We start from the raw sequence: 26,243 nt of genomic DNA on the forward strand, positions 1-26,243 counted from the left end.
GACCTGCAGGGTCTCGTTCAGCGCCACACATAAAAGGAAGAAAGCGATGCAAACCACTCCCTCCGGCCTGCAATTCGAGGACACCGTTGTCGGTTCCGGCGACGAAGCCACCGCAGGCAAGCACGTGACCGTGCATTACACGGGCTGGCTGTACGAAAACGGCCAGGCTGGCCGCAAGTTCGATTCGAGCAAGGACCGCAACGACCCGTTCGTGTTCCCGCTGGGCGCCGGCCATGTGATTCGCGGCTGGGACGAGGGCGTGCAAGGCATGAAAGTGGGCGGCACGCGCCGCCTGGTGATTCCGGCCGATCTCGGCTATGGCGCACGCGGCGCCGGTGGTGTCATTCCGCCCAACGCCACGCTGCTGTTCGAAGTGGAATTGCTGTCGATCTGAGCTGCGGCCCGGATCCAAAAAAACGGACGCCAAGGCGTCCGTTTTCTTTTGTGGCGCCGCCGCGCTCAGAAGCCGATCGACGCGTTGCCCACGTCGACGCGGACCTTGTCTCGGTCCAGCAGCCGCCCGGCATGCCGGGCAAACGCTTGCGCCCATTCCGGCTGGCTGGCAAAGCGGTTTTCTCCCGAAAACTTCGCCACATTAAGAATCTTGTCGATCACAAGCACCTTGCCTACCGGGCTTGACGCCTGGCAGTCCAGCTCGGCGTACTCGCGGTCGAACCAGCGCCACGCGGCATCTTCGGTGACGGCGGCCAGCTCGCTGTCCTCGACCGTGAAATCAAATTCCTTGCCGCTGCCAAATACCACCGTCAGGGTACGGGCCATGCCGTTTCTCCGAAGTTCTATGCGAGTAGGGGCCCTATTGTAGAGACTTGGCGCGGGATCGGGCCAGACAGCCTGCATTGCCACGATAGTTCGACCGTTGCCTGGTACACACACCTTGCAAGCAAACTGTGGTTAGCTTGCCACGCGTCAAGGCGCTTTGGATTATTCTTTCACGCATGGCCATCACCAGACAGGACCTCGAAGCAGATCGGTTGCGCACTACGCTGTGCAGCTCGCCGGTCGCGTCTTCGCTTCTGCCCGAGGCCGATGTGGAGCGCTCGCTTTGCGAGACGCTGGCCCAGCGGCCGCACGCGCCCGATATGAATGGCGACGTCTGGCTCTTTGGCTATGGATCGCTGATCTGGAATCCAATGGTGGTCCATACCGACAGCCGCCTGGCGACCGTGCATGGCTATCACCGCGGTTTCTACCTGTATTCGAAGATCAATCGTGGCACTTGGGACAACCCGGGACTGGTGCTCGGGCTCGATCGCGGCGGTTGCTGCACGGGCATGGTGTTCCGGATTCCGAGCCATGTGGTGGAGCAGGAGTTCCGCGTGCTGTGGCGCCGCGAAATGATGACGGGCGCCTATCATCCGCGATGGCTGCGCGTGCGCTTGGACCAGTCGCCTGATGCGCCGGAGCAGCGCGCCCTCGCGTTCGTGATGAATCGCGAACATGCCGGTTATGCCGGCCGCCTGCCCGACTCACATGTCGTCGCCTGCCTGCGCCACGCCTGCGGCCTGTATGGCCCCGCCCGCGAATACTTGCACCAGACGCTGCTGGGACTGGCCACGCACGGTGTGGACGATCCCTATCTGGCGCGCCTATGGCAGCAACTGCAGGCGTGCGATGCTGCCGAGGCCGCCGCGGCACCCTGTACGGCAGGAACTCCGCCAGCGACCTCCGCATCCGCCGCCCAACAGGCGGACGATGCCGTGGCCGCCACCATCCATCCGCACGAAACAGTCTGATCGCCGCGCACGCAGACCATCATGTCTCGCTCCCAAACCCGCCCCCGCCGCCAGGCACTTGCCGAAATGTTCGGGTTGCTGGGATTGCTGATGGGAGGCGGTCTACTGGCCGGCCAGGGTGGCCAGACGCTGGCGCGCTCAATGAGCGGCATGCGCGATGCACCGGCTCCCACGACGTCCCCGGGCACGCCGCACCAAAGCACGCCAGTGCCGACACGCGGCGAAGGCATGGCCGCACTCGATCGCAACCTGATCACTGCCGCCGGCATCGGCGATCTGGAACTGGTCAACCGGTTGCTCAAGGCGGGGGCGTCGACGCGCGCCGTCGACGAGCGTGGCCGTTGCGCGCTGCTGGCGGCGGTCTACAACCGTCGCGGCGATGTGGCGCGCGCGCTGGTGATGGCCGGCGCCGACGTCAACCAGAAGGATGGCGAAGCGAACAGCGCATTCCTGCTGGCCGCGGCCACCAACCAGATCGACATCGTGCGGCTGTCGCTGTCGCACGGTGCGGACCTGCGCAGCACCGATCGCTACGACGGGACCGCGCTGATTGCTGCAAGCCAGCACGGCAACGTCGAAGTGGTAAAGCTGCTGCTGCAGGCCGGTGTCCCGGTCGATCGCGTCAACCAGTTGGGATGGACGGCGCTGCTGGAAGCCATCATCCTGGGCGATGGCAGCTCGCGCTATGAAGAAATCGTGCAACTGTTGCTGGACGCCGGCGCCGACGCCAACCTCCCGGACCGGGAAGGCGTGACGCCATCGAGCCATGCGCGCGAGCGCGGTTACAAGACGATGGTGAAAATGCTGATGCGCGCGCGCGGGCACTAAAGGCGCATCGCGCGCCGGCCGCACGGCATTGGCGATGGACCGGCGCAGATGTGGCACCGATCCGCAATCAAACCGACGCAAATACTGCGTCAGCCCAGGAGTGAGCGACGCCCCCTCGGCAAAACAGCGCGGCGCCAGCGCGGTGGCGCGGACTCTGCCGCGCCACCTTGCCAACCCCGTTCAGGCCGCGGCCTGCCCGGTCTGGCGCGCGTTCTCGGTTTCCTGCAATTGGCGCCACATCACCTTGCCCGTACCGGACTTCGGCAATGCATCGACAAACTCGACCACGCGCGGATACTTGTACGCAGCCATGTTTTCCTTGGCCCATTCGATGATGTCTTCGGCCGAGGTCTTGCCTTTCGCGTCGGCGCGCAATACCACGACCGCCTTCACCGTCTCGCCGCGATAGGCGTCGCGCGTGCCGATGATGCACGCCTCCTGCACGGCCGGATGCTTGTACAGCAAGTTCTCCACCTCCGCAGGCCAGACCTTGAAGCCCGAGGCATTGATCATGCGCTTCAGGCGGTCCGTGATGAAGTAATAACCGTCCTCGTCCATCCGGCCCAGATCGCCGGTACGGAAATACGTCTGGCCTTCGAATTCGATAAAGGCGTCGCGCGTGGCATCGGGCTTGCCCCAGTAGCCCTTGAACACCTGCGGCCCGCGCACGATGATCTCGCCCACTTCGTTGACCGGCAATTCCTTGAGCGTCACGGGATCCACCACGCGCGCATCGGTATTGAACGTCGGCACGCCCAGGCACTGCAGCTTGGCGCGTTCGGCCGGATTGCTGTGCGTCGGCGCCATCGTTTCGGACAGCCCATAGCCTTCCAGATAGCTCAGGCCGAATTGCGTCTTGAGGCGCTCGGCCACCGCCTGCGGCATGGCCGCCCCGCCGCCGCCGATGTAGCGCAGGCTGCTGACATCGAACGACGCGAGATTCGGACTGCCCAGAAAATCGATGACCATGGTCGGGATATTGGTCCAGTGCGTCACCTGATAGCGCGAAATCAGGCGACCGGCCACTTCGCGATCCCAGCGCGGCAGCATCACCACCGTGGCGCCGGTGTAGATCGGGCCGTTCATGCCGTATTGCATGCCGGTCACGTGGAACAGCGGCAGCACCGACAGGATCACCGATTCGGCGCCGCTGCCCGACCATGTCGAGCCGCCGATGATGTTGTGCATCACCGAGCGGTGCGTGTGGATACAGCCCTTCGGGAAGCCGGTGGTGCCCGACGTGTACGGCATGACCGCCATGTCGTCGGGGCCGGCCGTGTGCGGTCCGGGCTGCAGGCCCGCGTCGACCGCCTCGGCCCACGGCGTGGCACTCGCCGGCAGCGGATGCTGCGCGGTCAACCATGCCGGCGGCGCATCCTCGGGAAATTCGTAGGTCGACGGCAGCGCGTCGGCGTATTGCGTGACCAGCAGGTGTTGCAGCCGCTGATCGGCCGGAATTTCCGCGTCGGCCTGCATCACGCCGCCCGCCAGGTCCGCCGTACAGATGGCCACGCGCGCCTGGGCGTCGGTGACGTAGTGCTTGAATTCCTCGGCGCGATTCATCGGATTGACCGGCACCACCACGGCATCGGCGCGCAGGATCGCGTAGTAGCTGACGATGAACTGCGGGCAGTTCTGCATGTACAGCAACACGCGATCGCCCTTCTTGACGCCCGCCTTGTGCTGGAGCCAGCCTGCCAGCGCCGTGGCCTGATCGTGCAGTGCGCGGAATGTGATGGCATTGCCGAAATAGCGGATTGCCGGCTTTTCTGCATAGCGGTGCGCGGAGACTTCGAGGTTGTACCAGAGCGAGGTCTCGGGCAGCACGATTTCGGTCGGAACGCGCTTGGGCCAGAACTGGAAATGCGGGCGCACGGGCTTGGTGGTCATGGTGTCTCCTGCGGACGGTCGTCGAGGACCGGTTTCTGGAATCGCGTGGAAGGCAAGGTCGGTCTTGCGTCTCAGTCAAGCAATATAACTGAACGACCGTTCTATTTTCAATGGTGGGTTTTCCCGGCCATAACGCTCGCAAGGTTGCTTTCTGCGGCTTCGCCCTCACAATAGGCAAATCCGGCCACGCTACCGTGGCTGAAATTCCGAGGTGCAGAACATGAGCGACGTCACGCTGCAGAACTTTGAAGCCGAGGTGATCAGCAGCCCGGTCCCGGTGCTGGTGGATTTCTGGGCGCCGTGGTGCGGTCCCTGCCGGACGCTGGGCCCGATGCTGGAAAAGCTCGAGGCCGAATACCAGGGCAAATGGAAGCTGGTGAAGGTAAATGTCGACGAGAACCAGCAGCTGGCCGCGCATTTCGGCGTGCGCAGCATTCCGCATGTGGTGGCCATTTCCGAGGGCCAGGCGGTCAACCAGTTTGTCGGCGTGTTGCCGGAATCGCAGTTGCGCGAGTTTCTCGATACGCTGGCGCCCGATTCGGGCCAGCTATCGCTGCACGAAGCGCAGGAACTGGCAGCCTCAGGCGACCGCGAAGGCGCACGCGCGGCCTTTCAGGCGGCGCTGACCCAATCCCCGGAAGACGATCTCGCGCGCCTTGCGTATATCGCGTTCCTGCTGGACGGCGATGCCATCGACGAAGCCGAGGCCGAGTTCGGGCGCCTGTCGGCGCGTGCGCCGCAGGAAGACGCCTATGCCGCGCTGCGCACCCGCCTGGATGCAATGAAAGGACTGGATGCGCTGCCCGATGGCGCCGATCTGAAGGCGCAGGTGGAGGCCAATCCGGGCGATCTGGCCGCACGGCTCGATCTGGCGAAGGTGCTGATTGCGCGTCGCGAGTATGAATCCGCACTCGCGCAACTAATGGAAATCGTGCGCCGCGACCGCAGCTACGAGGACGATATCGGCCGCAAGACGATGCTGTCGGTATTCGAAATGATGAGCGCAACGCCGGAGGCGGTGTCGAAGTGGCGCCGGCAGTTGAGCACGGCGCTGAACTGAGCCCGGGTACGCGTCCGCCGGCTGAGCAGGCGGACCGTGCCACTGCAGCGCGCCGCACCCGTTACGCCGCGGGCGCCTCAATCAGCGTGAAACCATTGGCGCGCATATGTTCGACCATTATCGCGTCCATCGACTTGACGTGATTGTCGAACCAGCCCGACAGCTCGCCCACCAGCCGACGGCCCAGCGACAGCCCCCCCTTGCCTGGTCCTTCCGGATCGGCCTGCTCTTCCGTCATCTTGTCGCGGATGGCCTGTACCACGGACAGCACGCCCTTGTGCTCGTTGGCATGGCAGAACCGCGGCCCGAACTGCATCGCTTCCATCCACGCCTCTTCCTGCTCGAAATGATGGCGCGTGTGTTCGATCCACGCGTCGAACGCAGCGGGAAAGCCAGCGTCGTCGGCCTGCACCGCGGCATCGAGCAATTGCAGGAATTCCGCGTGGGTGGCGTCGGTAACGGGCTCGCCGAGGCGCAGTGCGTCAGGCAGGCCTTCCGAGGAAAGCCCTTCGTAAGGATTCGGGGTGGCGGACATGAAACTGGATTTTTTCTTTGAGACAAACGGCAAGGATACCCATTTAATTGCCGCCCAATCTGATTTCCAGCAAATGTCGCGAATCGTTTCGTAGTAGGACTATCCTATCGGATCCCACGCGTTTCATCCGCCCCATCGGCCAAGGAAACCCCTGATGCCTCGACTGATCTTCTTCTGCGGCCACGCCGGCACCGGCAAAACCACGCTTGCACACCGGCTGATCGGCCCGTTGATGCAGACCACGGGCGAGCCGTTCTGCCTGCTCGACAAGGACACGCTCTACGGGCGCTATAGTGCCGCCGCGATGCGGGCCATCACCGGCGACCCCAACGATCGCGACAGCCCGGCCTATCTGGAAAACCTGCGCGATCCCGAATACGAAGGACTGCTGGACACGGCGCGCGAAAACCTGTCGCTCGGCATCAGCGCGATCGTGATCGGCCCGCTCTCGCGGGAAATCCGTGCACATCAGTTGATCGATCCGCACTGGCTGCAGATGCCGGGGGGCACGCAGACGCGCATCGTGTGGGTGCACCTGCCGGAAGACGAGGCGCACGCCCGCATCATCCAGCGCGGCAATCCCAATGACGCATACAAGCTGGCGCACTGGGACGCATACCGGACACGACGTTTTTCGCCGGATCCCGCCGAGTATCCGGAGCTGATCTACTTCGACAACCTCGCCCCGGACGATGCGGACATCGACGGCCTACTGCGCGCGCTGGCCGCCTAGGCTCAGCCAGCCGCAAGCGCGCCGATCACAGCCGACGCCGCCACGAAGCCGAACACGGCGGTGACCGCCACCGACGAGCCAAAGCCCGCGCAGGCGAGTCCTTGGGGACCCTGACGCGGCGCGGGCGGGTTTTCGTCGATCTCGCACGCCTGCTGCTCCGGCTCTGGATAACGCAGCGGCTCATCGGAATACACGGCCTGGATGCCGAACTTCTTTTTCGGGTCGCGCGGGAATCCCCACTGCCGGCGCAGGTTGCCGCGCACCTTGGCGAGCAGCGGATCCTGGATCGTGCGGGCCAGGTCCTCGATGCGCACGCGCGTGGGATCGAGCTGCCCGCCTGCGCCGCCGCACGTGATTACGCGCACGCCCTCGCGGCGCGCCCAGCCCAGGATCGCGGTCTTGACCTTCACGGCGTCGATGGCGTCGATTACAAAATCGAAGCCCGCCAGCAGCTCGCCCACATTGTCTTCGGTGACAAAATCGTCCACCGGCGTAACGCGACAACGCGGATTGATTGCCACGATCCGCTCGGCCATGGCTTCGACCTTGGCACGTCCATAGGCATCGCCCAGCGCATGGATCTGCCGATTGGTGTTGGAGGCGGCGATGTGGTCGAGGTCGATCAGCGTGATGTGGCCGACCGCGTTGCGGGCCAGCGCCTCGGCAGCCCAGCTTCCGACACCGCCGATGCCGATCACGCAGACATTGGCGGCTTCCAGGTGCGCCAGGCCGGCGGCACCGTACAGGCGTGCGACACCGCCGAAGCGTCGATGGTAGTCGTCGTCGGGGCTTTCATGGCTCAACGGTGCGGGCAGATCCGACTCTGCCAGGGGGCGGGAAACGATCGTCATGGTGGAATTTGTCACGCTGCCAGCATTTTATGCCAGCGCGGCAAAAGTCCTCGCCCCAAAATAGGCTTCCCGGCGACCGGATTGTCAGCCGGAGGCCGACAACGGCACGTGTCAGGCTTCCCTACAATACCGATGCAGTGGTTGAAACGCCGCATGGCCGCCCACAGGAGCCCATTCCCTTATGCCCGCCTCGCGCCGCCAAAAGATCGTCTTCTGGAGCGTGTTCACGCCGTTGGCGCTGATCGCCATTCTGGTGATCGTCATCCTGACGTTCGACTGGAATCGTGTGAAGCCCTGGCTCAACGACAAGGTCTCGCAGGCTATCGGCCGTCCCTTCGCCATCAACGGTGACCTGATGGTGACCTGGAAGCGCGCGCAGGGCGAAACCGGTTGGCGCACGCTGGTGCCGTGGCCGCGGCTGTCCGCCAAGGACATCACGATCGGCAACCCGGACTGGGCCAAGGCGCCCAATATGGGCACCATTCGCGAACTGATCTTCGTTCTGCGTCCGGTGCCGCTGCTGGTCCATGAAATCAATCTGCCGACGATCGTGGTCGACAGTCCCGCCGTCTGGCTGGAACGGCTGGCGGACAAGCGCAACAACTGGACCTTCGATACCGGACCGAAAACGGGCAAGTCGAACTGGCGCCTCGACATTGGCGAGGTGGTGCTCCAGCGCGGCAACCTGGCACTGGCCGACGCCGCAGAAAAGATCGATCTTCAGGCGACCCTCGATACCGTCGGCGACCAGGCGCTCTACGACAAGGCGCGCGATGGCGCGCTGGTGCCGCCTACCGACGCATCCGCCGTCTCCGCATCGGCCAGCTCGGCCGGCGCTTCGGCAGCAGGGGCGTCGGATGCGAAAAACAATGATGGCAACGACAGCCGCTACGGCATTCGCTGGAAAGCCGTCGGACACTACAACCAGGCCACCATCAACGCCACGGGCAAGGCCGGCACTGTGCTGAGCCTGCGCGACGTGAACACGCCGTATCCGGTACAGGCCGACGTGCGCGTGGGCGCCACGCGCGCGGTGGTCGAAGGCACGCTGACGAATCCGGCACATCTGGGCGCATTGGACGTCCATCTGCAATTGTCGGGCGACAACATGGCGTCGCTCTACCACCTGACCGGCATCGTGCTGCCCTCCACCCCGCCGTACACCACGCGCGGCCGGCTGGTCGCCACGCTCAAGAAAGGCGCATCCACCTATACCTATCGCGACTTCACAGGCAAGGTGGGCGGCAGCGATCTCGGCGGCACGCTTACGTTTGCCCAGCGCGCGCCGCGCCCCTTGCTGTCGGGCGAGCTGGTGTCCAAGCAATTGCTGTTTGCCGATCTTGCCCCGCTGATTGGCGCAGACGCAAAGCCGGGCCAGGCCGCCAAGGAAAGCCCGGTCAGGCAGCCTGCCAACAAGGTGTTGCCGGTGGCGCCGTTCCGCACCGATCGATGGGATGAAATCGATGCCGACGTGAAGTTCACGGGCCAGCGCATCGTGCGCAGCGAGGAACTGCCGATTACCAATCTGACCACGCATCTGAAGCTGACAGACGGCGTGCTGTTGCTCGATCCGCTGAACTTCGGCGTGGCGGGCGGCAACCTGGTTTCGACGATCCGCCTGGACGGCAAGCGCGAGCCAATGGGCGCAATGGTGGACGCGACCGCGCGCCATCTGAAGATCAAACAACTCTTTCCGAAAGTGGAAAGCAGCCGCGCCAGCGTCGGTGAAATCAACGGCAGCGCCAAACTGTCCGCCACGGGCAATTCGGTCGCGGCGCTGCTGGGATCGTCCAACGGCGAGGCCAAGCTGATGGTCGAAAACGGCACTGTCAGCAAATTCATTCTCGAAGCCATCGGGCTGAATGTGGGCAGCGTCGTGATTTCGAAACTGTTTGGCGACAAACCCGTGCAGATCAACTGCGGCGTCAGCGCTTTCGGGTTCAAGGACGGTGTGGCGCGCGCGCAGACATTCGTGCTTGATACGCAGGACGCGATCATCAATACCGAAGGCGCGGTCGATCTCAAGGACGAGCGGCTTGCGCTGACGATTCATCCCGATTCGAAGGGACTGCGGATCATCTCTCTACGCTCGCCGCTCTACGTGGGGGGCACCTTCAAGAACCCGTCGGTCAGCCCCAACATTGCGATTCTGGCGCTGCGGGCCGGCGGCGCGCTGGCCTTGGCGCTGACCGCGCCACCCGCGCTGGTGTTGCCGCTGCTCGACATCTCCGGCGGCGGCGAAGATGGCCAGTGCGCCCGACTGCTGGCGGAGCTGAAGAAGCGCCCCACCGCACCGCCGCCGGGCAAGACCTATCAAGGCCCGTCGGACAAGGCGGGCCAGCAGGCGGGTCCGGCGATTCCCGAATCGCCGACCAATTCCGACGCCGCGCGCGGCGAGTCGGCGCCGCCGCCCACCAAGCCGCGAATCCCCGCCCCGGCCGGCCCGAGTCCGTTGCGCCCCGGCAACGACGCACAGTTGTACCAGGGCGGCTGAGCGGGCCGCCCGTCGCCAGCGCCTCCCAAATCGCGCTCTTTCCGCGCATTCCTTGCTTTTCCGCGCTGCCTGGCGCTTCAGCCGCAGTTTCCGTGCGATGCCTCCGCGCAACAAATCCGCAACCGTGTCGCCACAAATGTGTTGCGGATTTGCACACCTGCATCACCGATGTTGTACATGGCCACCCGGCGGTCGCATAATCGAACGGTCGTTGATTAAGCAATTAATTAATGAACAACGACACGCAACGCCGCCGTTGCCGGGTTCCAGTCCGGTGATGGTGTCTTGTAAGGTGCGGCTTCGGCCGCACTGATTTTCTTTTTCGCGCGTCTTATCGCCCGGATCGGAGACCTTACCGGCGGCGCGAACCACCTCTTGCCCCCGCGCCCCCATGACGTTGCCTCACGCCGCCGTCCCTCCGATCAGTTGGCTGATCGCGCTGACGGTGTGCAATCACGTGGCATTCAACGCCAGCCGCGTCGTCGTTTCCCTATTTGCCATTTCTCAGAAGGCGTCCACGGGCACGCTGGGCATCCTGATGTCGTTGTACGCGCTGCTGCCGATGTTCCTGGCGATTCCCGCCGGCAAGCGGATCGACGAGATTGGCCCGCGCCTGCCCATGACGGCCGGATCGCTGATGGTGGTGGCCGGCACGCTGCTGCCTGCGGTGTGGCACGACATCGCCTCCCTTTACGGCGCCTGCGCGCTGATCGGCGTCGGATTCATGCTCGTGCAGGTGGCCATGCAGTTGCTGATCGGACAGGTGTCGACCAACGAAACCCGGCTGCGCAACTACACGTGGCACGCGCTCGGCCTGTCGATCTCCGGTACGTTGGGGCCGGTGGCGATGGGCTACACGATCGAACACGCGGGCTACCGCATGGCGTTCTGCCTGCTGGTGGTGGTAGCACTGGTCGGCCAGGCCGGCCTGCAATACGTGCGGCCGCGCCTGCCCGCGGTTGGCGGCAACGCAGGACGCATCGCCATCGAAGACGGCTCGCGCCGCTCGACGCTGGACCTGTTGCAGTATCCCGAACTGCGCGCGGTATTCGTCGCCAGCGCGGTGCTGTCCGCCGCATGGGATCTTCACGCGTTCCTCATCCCGATCCAGGGCACGCGCATCGGACTGACGCCGTCGATGATCGGCTGGGTGCTGGGCGCCTTCTCGCTCGCCACACTGGCCATCCGCGTGGCGATGCCGATGGTTTCGCGCCATTTCTCGGAATGGAAGATCATCCGGCTGGCGCTGCTGGTGGGCGCCGCAGCCTATCTGCTCTACCCGTTCGTATCGCATTTCTGGCTGATGTGCGGCCTCGCGTTCGTGCTGGGGCTGGCGCTGGGCAGTGCGCAACCGAACGTGATGAACATCCTCCACACGGTTTCGCCGTCGGGCCGCGCCGGTGAGGCGCTGGGCCTGCGTTCGGCCGTGCTCAACACCAGCCAGGTTGTTTGGCCACTCACGTTTGGCGTGGTGGGCACGGCGCTGGGGATGCTGCCGATTTTCCTGTCGATGGCCGGCGCGATGGGCGTCGCCAATTACTATTCGCGCACGCAGACGCGCAAGGTGACTGCCAAGGCCGAAGCGCCGAGGCTCGCCGACTAGTAAAACAACGATTTTGCCTTGCCGCAGCGCAAATGCGGCATGCAGCGCATTCGCTATACTCGAAATACCCTCGCCCGCGTGATGTCCATGCGGGCCGGACACTTCGACACGCGACATGACCCAACTCGCTGACCTGCGCCGCAACTACATGCTGAGCGCACTTTCCGAATCCGACGTAGCCGCCGATCCGATCCGCCAGTTTCAGGCGTGGTTCGACGAGGCCCTGCAGGCCAAGCTGCCCGAACCTAACGCGATGACGCTGGCCACGGTCGACGCCAATGGCCAGCCATCCGCCCGCATCGTGCTGCTCAAGGGCATGGACGAAAACGGTTTCACTTTCTTCACCAATTACGAAAGCCGCAAGGGTCTGGACCTCGAGGCCAATCCGCGCGCCGCGCTGCTGTTCCACTGGGTGCAGCTCGAACGCCAGGTGCGCGTGGAAGGCGTGGTGGAGAAAGTCGACGTCGCCGAGAGCGACGCCTATTACGCATCGCGCCCGCTCGGGTCGCGCCTGGGCGCATGGGCGTCGGAGCAGAGCCGCGAAGTCGCCAGCCGCGATGTGCTGGAAGCCCGCGAGGCCGACTTCCGCAACAAGTTTGGCGAGAATCCGCCGCGCCCGCCGCACTGGGGCGGGTATCGGATCCGGCCCACGTGGATCGAATTCTGGCAGGGGCGTCCGTCGCGCCTGCATGACCGCATCGCGTACCGTCAAGAGGCCGACGGGAGCTGGAAGATCGTACGGCTGTCGCCCTGACAGCGCGCGCGGCGGCCGTTAGGCGCAAGGCCCAACGGCTGTTTGCGCAATGTCTGCCCGAGGCGACAGGTATCCCGCAGGCAGGGACCCGCACTGCACAATCTCGCGATTTGGCGTAAAGTTTATGAGCCGCCGCACTGGCGATGCACCGGTGCGGCCCCCCATTGCCAGCGCTGCGTTCGCTTTCATGCGCAGTTGGCGCAGCCGACCGTGGGGCATTTCGTTCGAGAGGGATAACCAACCAATCGGGAGAAAGCCGCATGTTTTTCAAGCAAGCACTCGACAAGCAGCTCGATAGCTGGATTTCGGACGTGCGCGAGCACGCCAACCTGCCGGTCAAGCTCCGCCTCTGGAACGGCAGCGAATACCAGTTGGGCCATTTCGATAAGCCGGACGTTACGCTGACGGTGCGCGAGGCGTCCGCCCTGCCCCTGCTGCTGGTGCCCAGCCTGGACAATCTCGGGGAAGCCTACGTCCAGGAAAAGATCGACCTCGACGGCCGCCTGGCCGACATCATCAAGGTGGGCTACGGATTTTCCGCCGCGGCCGCGCGTAGCGCCGGCGGAGCGCTGGCGAAAGTGGCGCAGCGCTTCACCCACACCAAGGCCGAGGACAAGGCATCGATCCAGTATCACTATGACGTGTCGAATGACTTCTACAAGCTGTGGCTCGATCCGCGCATGGTGTACTCCTGCGCGTACTTCGAGGAAGGCAACGAAGACCTCGCGACTGCGCAGCTCAAGAAGATCGATCACATCCTGACCAAAATCCGTGTGCAGCCCGGGCATACGCTGCTCGATATCGGCTGCGGCTGGGGCGCGCTGGTTATTCGCGCGGCGCAAAAATTCGGCGCGAAATGCGTGGGCATCACGCTTTCCCAAAACCAGTTCGATATGGCCACCGAACGCGTCAAGGCCGCAGGCTTGCAGGATCGCATCGAGATCCGCCTGCAGGACTATCGCGACGTACAGGGGCAATTCGATCGCATCACCAGCGTCGGCATGTTCGAACACGTCGGCAAGGAAAACCTGCCCGGCTATTTCGGGCGGATCCGCGACCTGCTCAAGGACGATGGCGTCGCCATGAATCATGGCATCACGGCCACCGACCCCAACAGCGGCGAAGTGCCGATGGACGGCTCCGGTTTCATGGATCGCTACGTTTTCCCGCAGGGCGAACTGCCGCATATCAGCATGGTGCTGAACACGATGCAGCAAGGCGGCCTGGAAGCGTTCGACGTGGAAATGCTGCGGCGGCACTACGCGCAGACCTTGCGCCATTGGGCCGATAATTTCGAGACCAATGCGGAAACCATTCGCGCGATGGTCGGTGAGAAGAAATACCGCATCTGGCGCGTGTATCTGGCCGGTTGCGGCCATGCCTTCACCACGGGACAGATGTCGTTGCATCAGGTGGTATGCCAGAAGGCCGGGCGTAGCGCCGAGACGTTCCCGATTTCGCGGCGTTATATTTACGCTTCCCCGATTGGAAAAGCGGTTTGAAATTTGAAGTTTGACGTTTGACTGAAAATCTCGATCTCTTCGGCGATCCCGGCGACACGCCGGTATCGCCGAACGTATCCCCCGCACTCGCGACGGCAAAGGAATCCGGAAAGAAAAAGCCCGTTGGCAAGAGCGTCCAGCCCTGGACGGCCGACGCCGCGCTGCGCGCGCTGGGCGATCTACTGCCGCACAACCTGTATTTCGGCACCTCGTCGTGGTCGTATCCCGGCTGGCATGGGCTGGTCTACGACGGCCAGTACACCGAAAGCCTGCTGTCGCGCAAAGGCTTGCAGGCTTGCGCGCAGCATCCGCTGATTCGCGCGGCCGGTATCGATCGCGGCTTCTATGGCCCGATACCGCTTAACGACTACATGAGCTATGCGGCGCAGGTGCCCGAAGGGTTCCGCTTTCTGGTCAAGGCGCCGGCCAGCGTCTGCGATGCATGGCTGCGCAGTGCGGACGGCGCGGGCCGATTGCCCAATGCGGCGTTTCTGGATGCGGAAATCGCCATCCGCGATTTCATTGTCCCCGCGACCAGCGGATTGGGGCAGCGTTGCGGGCCACTGCTGTTCCAGCTGTCGCCGTTGCAAAGCGTGGCCGACGACGGACCGGCCTTCCTCGCCCGCCTCGATGCGTTTCTGGCCGCGTTGCCGCCGCTCGATCGCGCACTCACGCCGCACGCGTGCTATGCCGTGGAAATCCGCGATCCCGCATTGCTGACGCCACGCTATATCCGCTTGCTGCGCGACCGCGGGGTGCGTTTTTGCCTGGCCGCGCGCGACCGCCTCCCGCCGGTGCCGCGGCAGGCGCAAGCCCAGGCGTTGATGGACGACGGCGCGCCGGGGCCGCTGGTGTTGCGGTGGATGCTGCGCGAAGGCCGTTCCTATGCGATGGCCGAAAAAGCGTACGCGCCATTCGACAAACTGGTCGACGAGGACGCGCCAACCCGCGACGCGATTGCCGATGTCGTGGTCCGGACGCTGCGCACAGGCCAGTCTGCCTACGTGATCGTCAGCAACAATGCCGAAGGCTGCGCGCCGCTCAGTATCGCCCGGCTGGCGACGGCCATCGTCGAAAGGCTCGACGCTTCGCCGGCGATGCAGGACGGTGCAGCCAAAATGACCCTAGCGGCATAAAAGCACGTCGCAGGGCTTTGTCCCCAGTCCGCTACAATCGCGGAAATTGCTTCCGGCGCGCTTCGTGCAAGTTTTGTACGGCGGGCCACCGAAAACCCCGGCCACGCGGATTAGCTTGTGCGTGTTGAATGCGCGCCGGCTACCCCGATATGAAGATCATGGATTTGTGTGGAGCCCGAGACATGGGCATGCCCGAGGCCGACGCCCCCGTGACGGGTCGCAAGGCCGCCGCCCCCGATTTCGACAGCCAGCATTTCAAGCGCGCGTTGTCGCAGTTTGCCACCGGCGTCACGGTGATCACGACGCGCGCGGCGGGCCATCCGCATGCGCACGGCGCGCCATTTGTCGGCATTACGGCCAGTTCGTTCAACTCGGTATCGCTGGACCCGCCTCTGGTGTTGTGGAGCATGGCGACGCGCGCCAACAGCTTGCCGATGTTCCGCGATGGGTCGCATTACATCATCAATGTGCTGGCGGCGTCCCAACTGGACCTGTGCCAGCGCTTTGCCTCCCTCAAGGGCGACCGCTTTGCCGGCGTCGACTACCGTCTGTCCGAAACCGGCCTGCCCATCCTGTCCAACGCGCTGGCCTGGTTCGAATGCCACAATCGCAGCCGTTATGACGAGGGCGATCACATCATCTTCGTCGGCGAAGTGGAACGCTGCGGCATTCTCGATGCCGGCGGCCAGCCCCTTGTGTTCCAGGGCGCACAATTTTCGACGCTCGGCCCGCTCGGCTGCTGATTCCAAACAGCGGCCCGCGCTTTAGGATGCCCCGTCATCCTTGACGATTGCCAGCGGCGACCCACCCGTCTTGATCCGCTGTAACACGATGTTGGAACGAATATCCATCACGCCAGGCGTCCGGTAGAGCCGATTCACGATGAAGTCCGAGTAGTGCTTCAGGTTGCGCGCCTGCACGCGCAGGATGTAGTTGCTGTCGCCGGTAATCACATACGCGGTCAGCACTTCCGGCCAGGTCTGCACCACGGCGTTAAACGTGTCGTGCCAGCCTTCCACATCGTGCCGCATCGACACCTGCACGATCGCCTCGATCTCCAATCCGAGCTTTTCTGCATCGAACCACGCGCGATAGCCGCCGATCACGCCACTTTCTTCGAGTAACCGCACACGGCGCAAGCATGCCGACGGCGACAGCGCAACGCGATCGGCCAGGTCCTGATTGCTGATGCGTCCGTTCTCCTGCAGGGCAGTCAGTATCCGTAAATCGATCGGATCGAGCGTCATTTCGAATAATCCACGGTTTTTGGTTCTTATCGCACAATTCTATGCGAAATTCGCACTCAAACCCGAGCGATTTCGCAAGCCTCTTCTCGCAGGTTTTGACTATGATTCCGGCACGCCCCGCGTCATCAGAAACGCCTCCGAGACACCATGACCCACGCCCCCAACGATTCCCGCCGCATGTGGGACATCACGCCGCCGGTTTCCGACGCCACGCCGGTCTGGCCTGGCGACACGCCGTTTCGCCATGAGCCCGCCTGGCAGCTCGACGATCAATGCCCGGTCAACGTGGGCCGTATCACGATGTCGCCACACACGGGCGCGCACGCGGACGCGCCGCTGCATTACAGCGCCAACGGCGCGCCGATCGGCGACGTGCCGCTCGATGCGTATATCGGAGCATGCCGCGTGATCCATTGCATCGGTGCGGCGCCGCGCGTGGCGCCGCGCCACATCGAACACGCATTGCAGGACGTCCCGGCTCGCGTGCTGCTGCGCACCTACGCCCGCGCGCCACTTGGCGCGTGGGACAGCGCGTTCTGCGCCGTCGCGCCCGAGACCATCGCCTTGCTGGCCAGCCGTGGCGTGAAGCTGATCGGCATCGACACGCCATCGCTCGATCCGGAAACCTCGAAAACGATGGACGCCCATCACGCGGTGCGCGATCACCAGCTTGCGATTCTGGAAGGCATCGTGCTGGACGACGTCCCCGCTGGCGACTACGAACTGATTGCCCTGCCGCTGCGCCTGGCCACGCTGGACGCGAGCCCGGTGCGCGCGATCCTGCGCGAACTGCCGTGAACGCATTCGCATCCCCAACCACCCGCATCTCGATTGACGGACCGATTCGACAAGCATGACCAACCTGACACGTGAACGCTGCCAGGCGCTGGACCGGGACGACCCGCTCCGCGCGCTGCGCGACCAATTTGCCCTGCCCGAAGCCGTGATCTATCTCGATGGCAACTCGCTCGGGGCGCGCCCGCGCGCGGCCGCCGCGCGCGCCGCCGAAGTGGTGAACGCCGAGTGGGGCGACGGGCTGATCCGCAGCTGGAACACGGCCGGCTGGTTCGATCTGCCGCAGCGCCTGGGCAACCAACTGGCGCCGCTGATTGGCGCGGGGCACGACGAAGTGGTGGTCACCGACACCACGTCGATCAATCTATTCAAGGTATTGGCCGCCGCACTGCGGGTGCAGCAACAACGCGATCCGGCGCGCCGCGTTATCGTCTCCGAAGCGAGCAATTTCCCGACCGATCTTTATATCGCCCAGGGTCTCGCCGATCTGCTGCAACGCGGCTACGAAGTGCGGCTGGTCAACAGTCCGGAGGAAATCGACGCGGCCGTGGGCGCGGATACGGCCGTGCTGATGCTCACGCACGTCAACTACAAGACCGGCGAAATGCTGGATATGGCCGCCCTGACCGCGCTTGCCCACGCACGCGGCGCACTGACCGTATGGGATCTGGCCCATTCGGCCGGAGCGGTGCCCGTCGCGCTGGGCTCGGCACAAGCCGATTACGCAATCGGCTGCACGTACAAGTATCTCAACGGCGGCCCAGGTTCTCCGGCATTCGTCTGGGTATCGCCCGCGCTGCGCGACCAGTTCTGGCAGCCGCTGTCGGGCTGGTGGGGCCACGGCGCGCCATTCGCGATGTCGCCGCAGTACGCGCCGGCCAAGGGCATCGCGCGCTTCCTCTGCGGCACGCAGCCGGTGACGTCGCTGGCGATGGTGGAATGCGGCCTCGACATCTTTGCGCAGACCAGCATGGCCGCGCTGCGCACCAAATCGCTCAAGCTGACGGACCTGTTCATCGAACTGGTGGAGGCGCGTTGCGCACAGCACCCGCTTACGCTTGTGACGCCGCGCGACCACGCTCGGCGCGGCAGTCAGGTCAGCTTTGCCCATCCCGACGGCTATGCACTGGTGGCGGCGTTGATCGAGCGCGGCGTGATCGGCGACTATCGCGAGCCCGGTATCGCCCGGTTTGGCTTCACGCCGCTCTACACCAGCTTCACGGAAGTGTGGGATGCGGTGGAGATCATGCGCGACGTGCTGGACAGCGGCGCCTATTGCGACCAGCGCTTCAGCGTGCGCACGGCGGTAACCTGAGCGGAGCGCGACATGAGCGAATTCAAGGGATGCCCGATGGGGCACGGCACCGGCGACGCAAACGCGGACGGCTGGCACGGCGCGCAAATGGATTTCGCGCGTGACATGAGTTATGGCGACTACCTGGGACTCGACCAGATCCTGAACGCCCAGCATCCGCTTTCGCCGGACCACAACGAGATGCTGTTCATCGTCCAGCATCAGACCACCGAGTTGTGGATGAAGCTGATGTTGCACGAACTGCGCGCGGCGCGCGAAGGCGTGAAGACCGATCAGTTGCCCGCCGCCTTCAAGATGCTGTCGCGCGTGTCGCGGATCATGGACCAGTTGGTTCAGGCCTGGAACGTGCTGGCCACCATGACGCCGCCAGAGTATTCGGCGATGCGTCCGTATCTGGGCGCGTCGTCGGGCTTCCAGTCGTATCAGTATCGGGAAATCGAATTCATTCTTGGCAACAAGAACGCCGCCATGCTGCGCCCGCACGCACATCGCGCCGAGCATCTGCAACTGGTGGAAACGGCGCTGAAAACGCCATCGATGTATGACGAGGCGATCCGGCTGATGGCGCGCCGCGGCTTCCGCATCGACGCCGAAGTCGTGGAACGCGACTGGACGCAGCCGACGCAGTACAACGCATCGGTCGAGGCGGCGTGGCTGGAGGTCTACCGCAACCCCTCCGCGCACTGGGACTTGTACGAGCTCGGCGAGAAATTTGTCGATCTGGAAGACGCCTTCCGACAATGGCGTTTCCGCCATGTGACTACCGTCGAGCGCGTGATCGGGTTCAAGCGCGGCACCGGAGGCACCGAGGGCGTCAGCTATCTGCGCCGGATGCTGGACGTCGTGCTGTTCCCGGAATTGTGGAAGTTGCGCACCGATCTTTGAGAATCGGGACCTGGCGGGCCTTCGCCAGTCCCGCCCGGCCGACGCCGGCCTCGCGCCTCAGCGCGCGCCGGGATCGGACAGCCGCGCGCCAAGCGCCCGAAGCGCCGGGGCGAGCTTGTCGTGGAACGTCTGCTCGCTGACCGCGCCATAGGACGCGCTGCAACTGAGCATGTGCAGGTCTTTTTCGCCCACCGGCCGGAACGCTACCGCGCAGGCGTGGATGGCCGGATGCCAGTCGCGGAACGACGCCGCGTAGCCATCGCGCTCGGCCTGCGCCACGGCTGCGCGCATCGCCGTTTCCTGCTGCTTCCACTGCTCCGGAAACGCCTGCGCAAACTCGGCCAGTACACGCTCGCGCCGGGCCGGCGGCAGCGCGGCCAGATACGCGCGCCCCATCGAACTGGAAACGAGCGACAGGCGCGACCCGACGCCAAGTCCCAGCATCACGCCGGCATCGTTCCGGATCGACTCCATGTAGATGACCTCGAGACGCTCGCGCTTGCCCAGCGACACCGACACGCCATGCGTTTGCGCAAACGCCAGCATATGCGGCCGCGCCAGTGCCACCACGTCGGACGCCGCCAGATACGAAAACCCCAACGCCAGCACGCCGGCGTCGAGTGCGTATTTGCCGAGGCTGTCGTCATAGCGCAGATAACCGAGCTGCACCAGCGTGCCGGCCAGCCGGCTCACCGTGGCTTTCGGAAAACCGGTTCGCCGGACAAAATCCTGGTTCCCCAGCATGGCCTCGCCGGTGCGGAAGCAGCGCAGCAACTCCAGCCCGCGCGCCAGCGCCGTGACGAAATTGGGATCGCTTTCACGTTCGCGCGGGGGCGCCAACTCGACACTGGCGGCGGCGGAAGCGGAAGGTGTGTCCAAGGGACGGCTCCTGATGGGTGGTCGATTGTCGAACGCAAATCGTCTGGACGCCGAAATCCCCAGTTGCGGCGGAAATCGGTTCGGCTATACTAGCTCATCGGAACAAGGTTCCGCAATGCGGAACCAAGATTTTTTGATCGACCAGACCAATTGAAGGCTCGCCGCCTTCATCGCGCCACCAAAGAAGGAGACCTCCATGGCCGCCAACGCCGAATTTCACTGGGCCGACCCGCTGCTGCTGGACCAGCAACTGACCGACGACGAGCGCATGATCCGTGACGCCGCCGCCGCCTATTGCCAGGACAAGCTGATGCCGCGCGTGCTGCAGTCGTTCCGCAATGAAAAGACCGACGTGGAGATCTTCCGCGAAATGGGCGAGCTGGGCCTGCTGGGCCCGACGATTCCCGAGCAATACGGCGGCCCGGGTCTGAACTACGTCAGCTACGGCCTGATCGCCCGTGAAGTGGAGCGTGTCGATTCGGGCTACCGGTCGATGATGAGCGTGCAGTCGTCGCTGGTGATGGTGCCGATCTTCGAATTCGGCAGCGAAGCGCAAAAGCAGAAATACCTGCCCAAGCTGGCCACCGGCGAATGGATCGGCTGCTTCGGCCTGACCGAGCCCAACCACGGCTCGGACCCCGGATCGATGGTCACGCGCGCCAAGAAGGTCGACGGCGGCTACGAACTGAGCGGCGCCAAGATGTGGATCACGAACTCGCCGATCGCCGATGTGTTCGTGGTGTGGGCGAAGCTGATGGGTGACGATGGCAAGGAAGCGATCCGCGGCTTCATCCTGGAAAAGGGCTGGAAGGGCCTGAGCGCGCCGGCCATCCACGGCAAGGTGGGCCTGCGCACGTCGATCACCGGCGAAATCGTGCTCGATCAGGTTTTTGTGCCCGAAGAGAACATCATGCCCGGCGTCAGCGGCCTGAAGGGCCCGTTCACCTGCCTGAATTCGGCCCGCTACGGCATCGCCTGGGGTGCGCTGGGTGCGGCGGAATTCTGCTGGCATACGGCACGCCAGTACACGCTGGACCGCAAGCAGTTTGGCCGCCCGCTGGCCGCCACGCAGTTGGTGCAGAAGAAGCTGGCCGACATGCAAACCGAGATCACGCTGGGCCTGCAAGGCTGCCTGCGACTGGGCCGCATGAAGGACGAAGGCACCGCCGCGGTGGAAATCACCTCGATCATGAAGCGCAATTCGTGCGGCAAGTCGCTCGATATCGCCCGCGTGGCGCGCGACATGCTGGGCGGCAACGGCATCTCGGATGAATTCGGCGTGATCCGCCACGTGGTCAACCTCGAAGTGGTCAACACCTACGAGGGCACGCACGACATCCACGCGCTGATCCTGGGCCGCGCCCAGACTGGCCTGCAAGCGTTCTTCTGATCGGCAGCGAGTCACCTCGCGCATCAGAAAAAAGCCCGGCTCGTCGGCCGGGCTCAAGCACACTACCAAGGAGACGACGGACACGACCCCGTCGTTTTGAAACACCGTTAAAGCCGTACTCGGCCGGGCCCGGAGCGCAAGCACCGCGCCCGGCTTTTTCTTACTTGTTCGGTTGCGGGGTCAAGCGCAGGTACGGGCGCACCGCCTTGTAGCCCTTGGGGAATTTCTGGCGGATGACCTCTTCGTCCTTGAGCGACGGCACGATGACCACGTCGTCGCCGTCCTGCCAGTTGCCCGGCGTGGCCACGCTGTGGTTGTCGGTCAGCTGGAGCGAATCGATGACACGCAGCACTTCATTGAAATTTCTACCGGTACTTGCCGGGTAGGTAATGATCAGCCTTACCTTCTTCTTCGGGTCGATCACGAACAGCGAGCGCACGGTCAGCGTCTCGTTGGCGTTCGGATGGATCATGTCGTAGAGCTCGGAAACCTTGCGGTCGGCATCGGCCAGGATCGGGAAGTTGACCGAGGTGGATTGCGTCTCGTTGATGTCCTGGATCCAGCCCTTGTGCGACTCCACGCTGTCTACGGACAGGGCAATCGCCTTGACATTGCGCTTGCCGAATTCTTCCTTGAGCTTGGCGGTCAGGCCGAGTTCGGTCGTGCACACCGGGGTGTAGTCGGCCGGGTGCGAGAACAGGACACCCCAGTTGTTGCCGAGCCATTCGTGGAACCGGATGCGGCCCTCGCTCGATTCTTGCTCGAAGTCCGGGGCGATATCGCCGAGACGCAGTGCCATGAGAGAAATCTCCGAGAAACTGAAAATTAAGGAAGGTAATAAAAGGTAAGCTGGCGAACCAGCTTAGTCGGATTGCCATCCAACCCAAACGAATATAAAGTCACGACAAAATCACTCGAAGTCATAAAGGCTGCGAGTCTGGCATCAGGAAGGGTTCGCAAGCGCCCACCATGCATTGCCTGCCATGTCGATGGCTTTGTATCGGCAAGCTTGAAACGATGGCCGGCCGCCACATATGCTAAGTGGAAGACAAGAAACGCCACAAGCGAGTGCGCGCAAGGCAAAATGTCACCAATTGAACCAACCGCCCGCAAACAGGAGAAACTGATGAGCGATGTCAAGACCGTTCTGTCCGATGCCGAAGAACTGCTTAAGCAAGCGGCCTCGACCACCGGCGAGAAAGCCGCCGAACTGCGCGAGCGTGGCATGGGCCTGCTGAAGCAGGCCAAGGAAAAGGCCCAGGATCTGCAGGATGCCGTCGTCACCAAGAGCAAGGCCGCCGCGCGTGCCACCGACGACTACGTGCACGATCACCCGTGGCGCGCCGTGGGCGTGGCCGCCGGTGTGGGCCTGCTGATCGGCCTGTTGTTGAACCGCAAGTAAGTCGTCGCACTGCGTGTTCGGCGCCGGCTGCGCATCTGCGCCGGCGCTTGCAGTCTCAAGACGGACCGGGCGCGGCCCCATCTGCCGCTCCGGTCCATCCGTAGCAGATGCCGCCCATGCCGGCGCATCGATTTTTCGCCGGAGCCGCATGAGCGAATCCCATTCCCCCAAGTTCCTGGACTCTCTCCGCAACCTCACCGGTTCTGTGGTGTCGATGCTGCAGACACGTCTGGAGCTAGCCAGCGTCGAGTTGGCCGAGGAACGTGCGCGGCTGATGAAGGTGGCGCTGCTGGCCTGTTTCGGCCTCGTGTTCTTCAGCATGGCGCTGATGACATTCACGTTGCTGATCGCCATCCTATTCTGGGAAACCTATCGCTGGCAGGCCATCGGGGCGATCGTCGTGTTCTACGTGATCTGCGCCGCGATCTGCCTGCTGGTGGCCCGCAACAAGGTCCGCAACGCTCCGCCGCTGTTCGAAGCCACGCTTGCGGAGCTCGACAAAGACCGGGAGATGCTGCGCCAATGACCACGCCAGAAGACGAATCGATCGACAATCGCCCACGTCGCGACCATCCGCGCCCAGTCCGGTTCACGCGCGAGGTGCGCCTGCCCCTGGCCGTGCGCAAGGAATTGCTGATCACGCGCGCGGCGCTGGAGCGATACGACGCCGTGCAGGCACTGCATCAGGTCAAAGGCGGCGCGCGGCGCATGACCAATATCGGCGCGTGGTTGCCTCGCATGACGCGGCCGTCAGGCTGGCTCAAGCTGTTTGGCGTGACCCGCGACTACCCCATGCTGAGCACGGCGATCACGCTGGCCCTGCCCTTGCTGCGCCGCACGGCGATCGGGCGCGTTGCCTGGAAGGTGTCGAAGCTGGGCATGCTGGCCGGCGCCGGCTACTGGGCCTACAAGACCTGGCATGCCACGCAGCGGCCCGCCCCGGCGCCCGGCGTGGTGGTCGTCAAACCGGTGAATACCGGCTTCCGCGATCCACTGGTGCCATCGCCGCCGTCGCCCCAACAGCCCTGATCAGCCAAGACGCACGCGGTTGCGGCCGTCGCGCTTGGCGCGATAGCACGCGCGGTCGGCCGCATCCAGCGCATCCTCGAATTTCGCGGTGCGCTCGTCGATCCGCACCAGCCCAATGCTGACGCCGATTGCGAACGCGTGATCCCGGCACGTGTAGCGATAATTCGCAATCGCGTGGCGCAACGCTTCCGCCACGCGTTCGCCGTCACCGGTCGGGCAATGTTCGAGCAATACGGCAAATTCGTCGCCGCCCAGGCGGGCCAGCGTATCGCTGCGCCGTAGCTGCTGGCGCATGATCTCGGCAATCTGGCAGAGCAATTCGTCGCCGGCCGCATGTCCACAGGTGTCGTTGACGGGCTTGAACTGGTCCAGATCCAGATACATCAACGTGTGAATGCAGCCATCGACCTTGGCCCGGCCAAGCGCCGCGCCAAGCCTGCGCTCGAACTCCGCGCGATTGACCAGGCCGGTCAGCGCATCATGGCTGGCCTCGTACGCCAGCTGCGCCGCGTGTGCACGCTCGAGCGTCACATCGTGCAGGACCACCACGACTCCGATTGCCTGGCCGGCCTTGTCGCGAATCAGCGCGACCGACGGTTTCACCGCCACCCGATCCGCAACGGCATCGCCCTGCCCTTCGGGCCGCCCGCGTGACAGCAGCATCGACACCTGACTGGGCCAGGTGCCCGCCAGCGCGCGCGGCACCAGATCGCTCACCGCCTCTCGCGTGACTTCGTCATGAAGACGGCAAACCTGCTGCAGGAAACATCCTGCGGCCTCCGCTTGCGCCCATCCTGTCATGGCTTCGGCAACGGGATTAAGCGACTGGATCCTGCCCCACACGTCCGTGGTGATTACGGCATCGCCGATCGCATGCAAGGTCACCTGTGCGCGCTCCTTTTCGGCGAACAACTGCGCCTCGAATCGCTTGCGATCGGAAATGTCGCTCAGCGAGCCCGCCATGCGAACGGCCTTGCCGACCGCGCTGCGCACCATCTGGCCGCGCGCCCTCACCCACAGGTATCCGCCGGATTTCTTGCGCAAGCGCATTTCGATATCGTATGGCGCGCCCTTGCGCACATGGCCCTCGAGTCGCCGCTCGAACTCGGACACGTCGGACGGATGCATCAGCGCCAGCAGCGTCTCGCGCGCGTGCGGCAGTTCGTTGGCGCCGAAGCCGAGCATCTCCGCGCAACGCGGCGAAAAGTACAGCTCACCACTGTGAGGATGCCAGTCCCACAGGCCATCGGTGCTGCCGGCCACCGCCAGTTGCAGTCGTTCCTCGCTGACCAGCAAAGCATGACGCAACTGTCGCTCCTTGCGCGTCACGCGCCTGGACAACCACGTTGCACACGCCAGTAACAGCAGCGCCAGCCCGACCGCGCACCACGTCAGCAGACCGCGCACGCGGCGCGACGCCCGGCCAAGCGCATCGGAAAAAGCCGCTTCCATCGGCGTGAGCAGCGCGTCGATATCGACGACGTCGCGCCGCAGCGGCGCCACACATGCGGCGTCGCAATTGCGTTCGCCAATGCGTTCGCGCAGACGTTTGCCGGCCGCTTCCAGACGGGTGATCTCCACATCGGCAGCGGCCCAGACCGAGATCGCCTCGTCGATTTCAGACACATTCCGGAAATGACGATAAAGGCGAATCATGCCTGGGATGTCGTCGCGATGATTGCCGCCGATCCGCAACCCCTGCACGGCACGGGCGCGATCGTAGTCGGTCTTTTCAAGTTCGAGGCGCGCCACATGATCGCCGAGCGGCACGGCGATGGCGGAAAGATAGGCCTGGTAGTCGGCATCGAGCCGGCTTTCGGAATACCGCAGCAGATGCAGCACCGCCGCTTTCTGTCCCTTGCTCCAGAGACTTTCGCCGGCGACGAATCCGCGCGCTGCGGACAACACATCGACACTGACGATACAGAACAATGCCAAGGCCAACACTACCGGAACGAACGGCCAGACAACGCGCAACACGTGCTCATTGGCCGGCAGGCTTTTCCCACCACCAGCTCGCTGCATATGAGACTTCCCGCGCCGGTCTTGGCCGACACTGTCGATGATTGCGGCGCGGCCTCGCGCGGGCCACGGCTGGTGGCATTTTCAGCCACGCGTCGCAATACGTCTCTACCTCAGACTGGTTAATCAGCCGGCAGGC

Annotated in this window: 27 protein-coding genes; 18 read left to right on the forward strand and 9 right to left on the reverse strand. The window is 64.1% G+C overall.

Annotated elements, in window-relative coordinates; translation table 11 throughout:
* Positions 1-46 precede the first annotated feature (46 nt).
* Entirely contained in the window at positions 47-394 is a 348-nt protein-coding gene (locus AC1RKI_RS04630; protein WP_061956828.1) for an FKBP-type peptidyl-prolyl cis-trans isomerase, read from the forward strand.
* Positions 395-459: 65 nt separating this feature from the next.
* Here the strand turns inward: AC1RKI_RS04630 and AC1RKI_RS04635 are convergent, their stop codons facing one another.
* The gene (locus AC1RKI_RS04635; protein ID WP_061956827.1) at positions 460-780 is read right to left on the reverse strand and encodes a hypothetical protein; all 321 of its coding nucleotides are present in this window, start codon (positions 778-780) and stop codon (positions 460-462) included.
* Positions 781-956: 176 nt separating this feature from the next.
* Here AC1RKI_RS04635 and AC1RKI_RS04640 point away from each other — a divergent pair, with 176 nt between their 5' ends.
* Both AC1RKI_RS04640 and AC1RKI_RS04645 read left to right on the forward strand, forming a co-directional pair.
* Complete coding sequence (locus AC1RKI_RS04640) at positions 957-1,754, forward strand: gamma-glutamylcyclotransferase (RefSeq protein ID WP_227459087.1); 798 nt, start codon at positions 957-959, stop codon at positions 1,752-1,754.
* A gap of 21 nt (positions 1,755-1,775) precedes the next feature.
* Entirely contained in the window at positions 1,776-2,582 is an 807-nt protein-coding gene (locus AC1RKI_RS04645) for an ankyrin repeat domain-containing protein (RefSeq protein ID WP_084003976.1), read from the forward strand.
* Positions 2,583-2,762: 180 nt separating this feature from the next.
* On the opposite strand, the gene AC1RKI_RS04650 is transcribed toward AC1RKI_RS04645, so the two are convergent.
* Positions 2,763-4,472: a long-chain fatty acid--CoA ligase gene (locus AC1RKI_RS04650; RefSeq protein WP_492794719.1), complete on the reverse strand. Its 1,710-nt coding sequence runs from the start codon at positions 4,470-4,472 to the stop codon at positions 2,763-2,765.
* 220 nt (positions 4,473-4,692) lie between these two features.
* Here AC1RKI_RS04650 and trxA point away from each other — a divergent pair, with 220 nt between their 5' ends.
* The gene (gene trxA, locus AC1RKI_RS04655; protein WP_492794717.1) at positions 4,693-5,532 is read left to right on the forward strand and encodes a thioredoxin; all 840 of its coding nucleotides are present in this window, start codon (positions 4,693-4,695) and stop codon (positions 5,530-5,532) included.
* Positions 5,533-5,593: 61 nt separating this feature from the next.
* Here the strand turns inward: trxA and AC1RKI_RS04660 are convergent, their stop codons facing one another.
* Complete coding sequence (locus tag AC1RKI_RS04660; protein ID WP_492794715.1) at positions 5,594-6,067, reverse strand: bacteriohemerythrin; 474 nt, start codon at positions 6,065-6,067, stop codon at positions 5,594-5,596.
* Positions 6,068-6,221: 154 nt separating this feature from the next.
* Here AC1RKI_RS04660 and AC1RKI_RS04665 point away from each other — a divergent pair, with 154 nt between their 5' ends.
* Positions 6,222-6,800 carry a P-loop nucleotide/nucleoside kinase family protein gene (locus tag AC1RKI_RS04665; RefSeq protein WP_227459084.1) on the forward strand — a complete coding sequence of 193 codons (579 nt, stop codon included), beginning with the start codon at positions 6,222-6,224 and terminating at the stop codon, positions 6,798-6,800.
* A gap of 2 nt (positions 6,801-6,802) precedes the next feature.
* Here the strand turns inward: AC1RKI_RS04665 and tcdA are convergent, their stop codons facing one another.
* A complete protein-coding gene (gene tcdA, locus AC1RKI_RS04670) occupies positions 6,803-7,651 on the reverse strand; it encodes a tRNA cyclic N6-threonylcarbamoyladenosine(37) synthase TcdA (protein WP_492794712.1) in 849 nt (282 codons plus the stop codon).
* 181 nt (positions 7,652-7,832) lie between these two features.
* Here tcdA and AC1RKI_RS04675 point away from each other — a divergent pair, with 181 nt between their 5' ends.
* From AC1RKI_RS04675 to AC1RKI_RS04700, 6 genes are all read left to right on the forward strand, one after another.
* Positions 7,833-10,145, forward strand: a complete 2,313-nt coding sequence (locus AC1RKI_RS04675) for an AsmA family protein (RefSeq protein WP_492794710.1) — start codon at positions 7,833-7,835, stop codon at positions 10,143-10,145.
* Between the two features lie 391 nt (positions 10,146-10,536).
* Positions 10,537-11,748 (forward strand): MFS transporter, encoded by a 1,212-nt coding sequence (locus tag AC1RKI_RS04680; protein ID WP_492794708.1) that lies wholly within the window; start codon positions 10,537-10,539, stop codon positions 11,746-11,748.
* Between the two features lie 115 nt (positions 11,749-11,863).
* Positions 11,864-12,502, forward strand: a complete 639-nt coding sequence (gene pdxH, locus AC1RKI_RS04685; protein WP_061956819.1) for a pyridoxamine 5'-phosphate oxidase — start codon at positions 11,864-11,866, stop codon at positions 12,500-12,502.
* A 260-nt stretch (positions 12,503-12,762) separates the two neighbouring features.
* The gene (locus tag AC1RKI_RS04690) at positions 12,763-14,004 is read left to right on the forward strand and encodes an SAM-dependent methyltransferase (protein WP_061956818.1); all 1,242 of its coding nucleotides are present in this window, start codon (positions 12,763-12,765) and stop codon (positions 14,002-14,004) included.
* 17 nt (positions 14,005-14,021) lie between these two features.
* Complete coding sequence (locus AC1RKI_RS04695; protein ID WP_492794706.1) at positions 14,022-15,140, forward strand: DUF72 domain-containing protein; 1,119 nt, start codon at positions 14,022-14,024, stop codon at positions 15,138-15,140.
* 182 nt (positions 15,141-15,322) lie between these two features.
* A complete protein-coding gene (locus AC1RKI_RS04700) occupies positions 15,323-15,883 on the forward strand; it encodes a flavin reductase family protein (RefSeq protein WP_061956816.1) in 561 nt (186 codons plus the stop codon).
* Between the two features lie 21 nt (positions 15,884-15,904).
* Here AC1RKI_RS04700 and AC1RKI_RS04705 read toward each other — a convergent pair whose 3' ends face one another.
* Positions 15,905-16,387 (reverse strand): Lrp/AsnC family transcriptional regulator, encoded by a 483-nt coding sequence (locus AC1RKI_RS04705; RefSeq protein WP_061956815.1) that lies wholly within the window; start codon positions 16,385-16,387, stop codon positions 15,905-15,907.
* 147 nt (positions 16,388-16,534) lie between these two features.
* Between AC1RKI_RS04705 and kynB the strand changes: the two genes are divergently transcribed.
* From kynB to kynA, 3 genes are read left to right on the forward strand one after another with little or no spacing between them, the layout of a single operon-like run.
* A complete protein-coding gene (kynB, locus tag AC1RKI_RS04710) occupies positions 16,535-17,185 on the forward strand; it encodes an arylformamidase (RefSeq protein WP_492794703.1) in 651 nt (216 codons plus the stop codon).
* Between the two features lie 55 nt (positions 17,186-17,240).
* The gene (gene kynU / locus AC1RKI_RS04715; protein ID WP_492794701.1) at positions 17,241-18,497 is read left to right on the forward strand and encodes a kynureninase; all 1,257 of its coding nucleotides are present in this window, start codon (positions 17,241-17,243) and stop codon (positions 18,495-18,497) included.
* Between the two features lie 12 nt (positions 18,498-18,509).
* The gene (gene kynA, locus AC1RKI_RS04720; protein ID WP_492794699.1) at positions 18,510-19,382 is read left to right on the forward strand and encodes a tryptophan 2,3-dioxygenase; all 873 of its coding nucleotides are present in this window, start codon (positions 18,510-18,512) and stop codon (positions 19,380-19,382) included.
* 57 nt (positions 19,383-19,439) lie between these two features.
* On the opposite strand, the gene AC1RKI_RS04725 is transcribed toward kynA, so the two are convergent.
* The gene (locus tag AC1RKI_RS04725) at positions 19,440-20,261 is read right to left on the reverse strand and encodes an IclR family transcriptional regulator (protein WP_227459077.1); all 822 of its coding nucleotides are present in this window, start codon (positions 20,259-20,261) and stop codon (positions 19,440-19,442) included.
* A 196-nt stretch (positions 20,262-20,457) separates the two neighbouring features.
* Here AC1RKI_RS04725 and AC1RKI_RS04730 point away from each other — a divergent pair, with 196 nt between their 5' ends.
* Positions 20,458-21,651: an acyl-CoA dehydrogenase gene (locus tag AC1RKI_RS04730; protein ID WP_061956810.1), complete on the forward strand. Its 1,194-nt coding sequence runs from the start codon at positions 20,458-20,460 to the stop codon at positions 21,649-21,651.
* A 160-nt stretch (positions 21,652-21,811) separates the two neighbouring features.
* Here the strand turns inward: AC1RKI_RS04730 and AC1RKI_RS04735 are convergent, their stop codons facing one another.
* Together AC1RKI_RS04735 and AC1RKI_RS04740 are read right to left on the reverse strand one after the other, a co-directional pair.
* Positions 21,812-22,450 carry a peroxiredoxin gene (locus AC1RKI_RS04735; protein ID WP_061956809.1) on the reverse strand — a complete coding sequence of 213 codons (639 nt, stop codon included), beginning with the start codon at positions 22,448-22,450 and terminating at the stop codon, positions 21,812-21,814.
* Positions 22,451-22,476: 26 nt separating this feature from the next.
* A complete protein-coding gene (locus AC1RKI_RS04740) occupies positions 22,477-22,791 on the reverse strand; it encodes a hypothetical protein (RefSeq protein WP_150981990.1) in 315 nt (104 codons plus the stop codon).
* On the opposite strand from AC1RKI_RS04740, the gene AC1RKI_RS04745 reads away from it, so the two are divergent.
* From AC1RKI_RS04745 to AC1RKI_RS04755, 3 genes are all read left to right on the forward strand, one after another.
* Complete coding sequence (locus AC1RKI_RS04745) at positions 22,736-23,053, forward strand: ElaB/YgaM/YqjD family protein (protein ID WP_317851307.1); 318 nt, start codon at positions 22,736-22,738, stop codon at positions 23,051-23,053. The genes AC1RKI_RS04740 and AC1RKI_RS04745 overlap by 56 nt on opposite strands.
* A 148-nt stretch (positions 23,054-23,201) precedes the next feature.
* Positions 23,202-23,579 (forward strand): phage holin family protein, encoded by a 378-nt coding sequence (locus tag AC1RKI_RS04750; RefSeq protein ID WP_061956808.1) that lies wholly within the window; start codon positions 23,202-23,204, stop codon positions 23,577-23,579.
* Positions 23,576-24,082 carry a DUF3318 domain-containing protein gene (locus AC1RKI_RS04755; RefSeq protein ID WP_150981989.1) on the forward strand — a complete coding sequence of 169 codons (507 nt, stop codon included), beginning with the start codon at positions 23,576-23,578 and terminating at the stop codon, positions 24,080-24,082. Before AC1RKI_RS04750 ends, AC1RKI_RS04755 begins: the two co-directional genes overlap by 4 nt.
* Here AC1RKI_RS04755 and AC1RKI_RS04760 read toward each other — a convergent pair whose 3' ends face one another.
* Positions 24,083-26,107, reverse strand: a complete 2,025-nt coding sequence (locus AC1RKI_RS04760; RefSeq protein WP_492794695.1) for a diguanylate cyclase domain-containing protein — start codon at positions 26,105-26,107, stop codon at positions 24,083-24,085.
* Positions 26,108-26,243: the final 136 nt, after the last annotated feature.

It is taken from the genome of Cupriavidus sp. GW822-FHT06G04 (genome assembly GCF_058799075.1).

Bases quoted from the DNA above. Each gene is read 5' to 3' on its own strand.
- kynB (WP_492794703.1), top strand. From the start codon at position 16,535: ATGACCCACGCCCCCAACGATTCCCGCCGCATGTGGGACATCACGCCG.
- AC1RKI_RS04690 (WP_061956818.1), top strand. From the start codon at position 12,763: ATGTTTTTCAAGCAAGCACTCGACAAGCAGCTCGATAGCTGGATTTCG.
- kynU (WP_492794701.1), top strand. From the start codon at position 17,241: ATGACCAACCTGACACGTGAACGCTGCCAGGCGCTGGACCGGGACGAC.
- AC1RKI_RS04700 (WP_061956816.1), top strand. From the start codon at position 15,323: ATGGGCATGCCCGAGGCCGACGCCCCCGTGACGGGTCGCAAGGCCGCC.
- AC1RKI_RS04660 (WP_492794715.1), bottom strand. From the start codon at position 6,067: ATGTCCGCCACCCCGAATCCTTACGAAGGGCTTTCCTCGGAAGGCCTG.
- AC1RKI_RS04680 (WP_492794708.1), top strand. From the start codon at position 10,537: ATGACGTTGCCTCACGCCGCCGTCCCTCCGATCAGTTGGCTGATCGCG.
- AC1RKI_RS04665 (WP_227459084.1), top strand. From the start codon at position 6,222: ATGCCTCGACTGATCTTCTTCTGCGGCCACGCCGGCACCGGCAAAACC.
- AC1RKI_RS04735 (WP_061956809.1), bottom strand. From the start codon at position 22,450: ATGGCACTGCGTCTCGGCGATATCGCCCCGGACTTCGAGCAAGAATCG.
- AC1RKI_RS04635 (WP_061956827.1), bottom strand. From the start codon at position 780: ATGGCCCGTACCCTGACGGTGGTATTTGGCAGCGGCAAGGAATTTGAT.
- AC1RKI_RS04705 (WP_061956815.1), bottom strand. From the start codon at position 16,387: ATGACGCTCGATCCGATCGATTTACGGATACTGACTGCCCTGCAGGAG.
- AC1RKI_RS04755 (WP_150981989.1), top strand. From the start codon at position 23,576: ATGACCACGCCAGAAGACGAATCGATCGACAATCGCCCACGTCGCGAC.
- AC1RKI_RS04640 (WP_227459087.1), top strand. From the start codon at position 957: ATGGCCATCACCAGACAGGACCTCGAAGCAGATCGGTTGCGCACTACG.
- kynA (WP_492794699.1), top strand. From the start codon at position 18,510: ATGAGCGAATTCAAGGGATGCCCGATGGGGCACGGCACCGGCGACGCA.
- pdxH (WP_061956819.1), top strand. From the start codon at position 11,864: ATGACCCAACTCGCTGACCTGCGCCGCAACTACATGCTGAGCGCACTT.
- AC1RKI_RS04760 (WP_492794695.1), bottom strand. From the start codon at position 26,107: ATGCAGCGAGCTGGTGGTGGGAAAAGCCTGCCGGCCAATGAGCACGTG.
- AC1RKI_RS04745 (WP_317851307.1), top strand. From the start codon at position 22,736: ATGTCACCAATTGAACCAACCGCCCGCAAACAGGAGAAACTGATGAGC.
- AC1RKI_RS04675 (WP_492794710.1), top strand. From the start codon at position 7,833: ATGCCCGCCTCGCGCCGCCAAAAGATCGTCTTCTGGAGCGTGTTCACG.
- trxA (WP_492794717.1), top strand. From the start codon at position 4,693: ATGAGCGACGTCACGCTGCAGAACTTTGAAGCCGAGGTGATCAGCAGC.
- AC1RKI_RS04650 (WP_492794719.1), bottom strand. From the start codon at position 4,472: ATGACCACCAAGCCCGTGCGCCCGCATTTCCAGTTCTGGCCCAAGCGC.
- AC1RKI_RS04645 (WP_084003976.1), top strand. From the start codon at position 1,776: ATGTCTCGCTCCCAAACCCGCCCCCGCCGCCAGGCACTTGCCGAAATG.
- tcdA (WP_492794712.1), bottom strand. From the start codon at position 7,651: ATGACGATCGTTTCCCGCCCCCTGGCAGAGTCGGATCTGCCCGCACCG.
- AC1RKI_RS04750 (WP_061956808.1), top strand. From the start codon at position 23,202: ATGAGCGAATCCCATTCCCCCAAGTTCCTGGACTCTCTCCGCAACCTC.
- AC1RKI_RS04730 (WP_061956810.1), top strand. From the start codon at position 20,458: ATGGCCGCCAACGCCGAATTTCACTGGGCCGACCCGCTGCTGCTGGAC.
- AC1RKI_RS04630 (WP_061956828.1), top strand. From the start codon at position 47: ATGCAAACCACTCCCTCCGGCCTGCAATTCGAGGACACCGTTGTCGGT.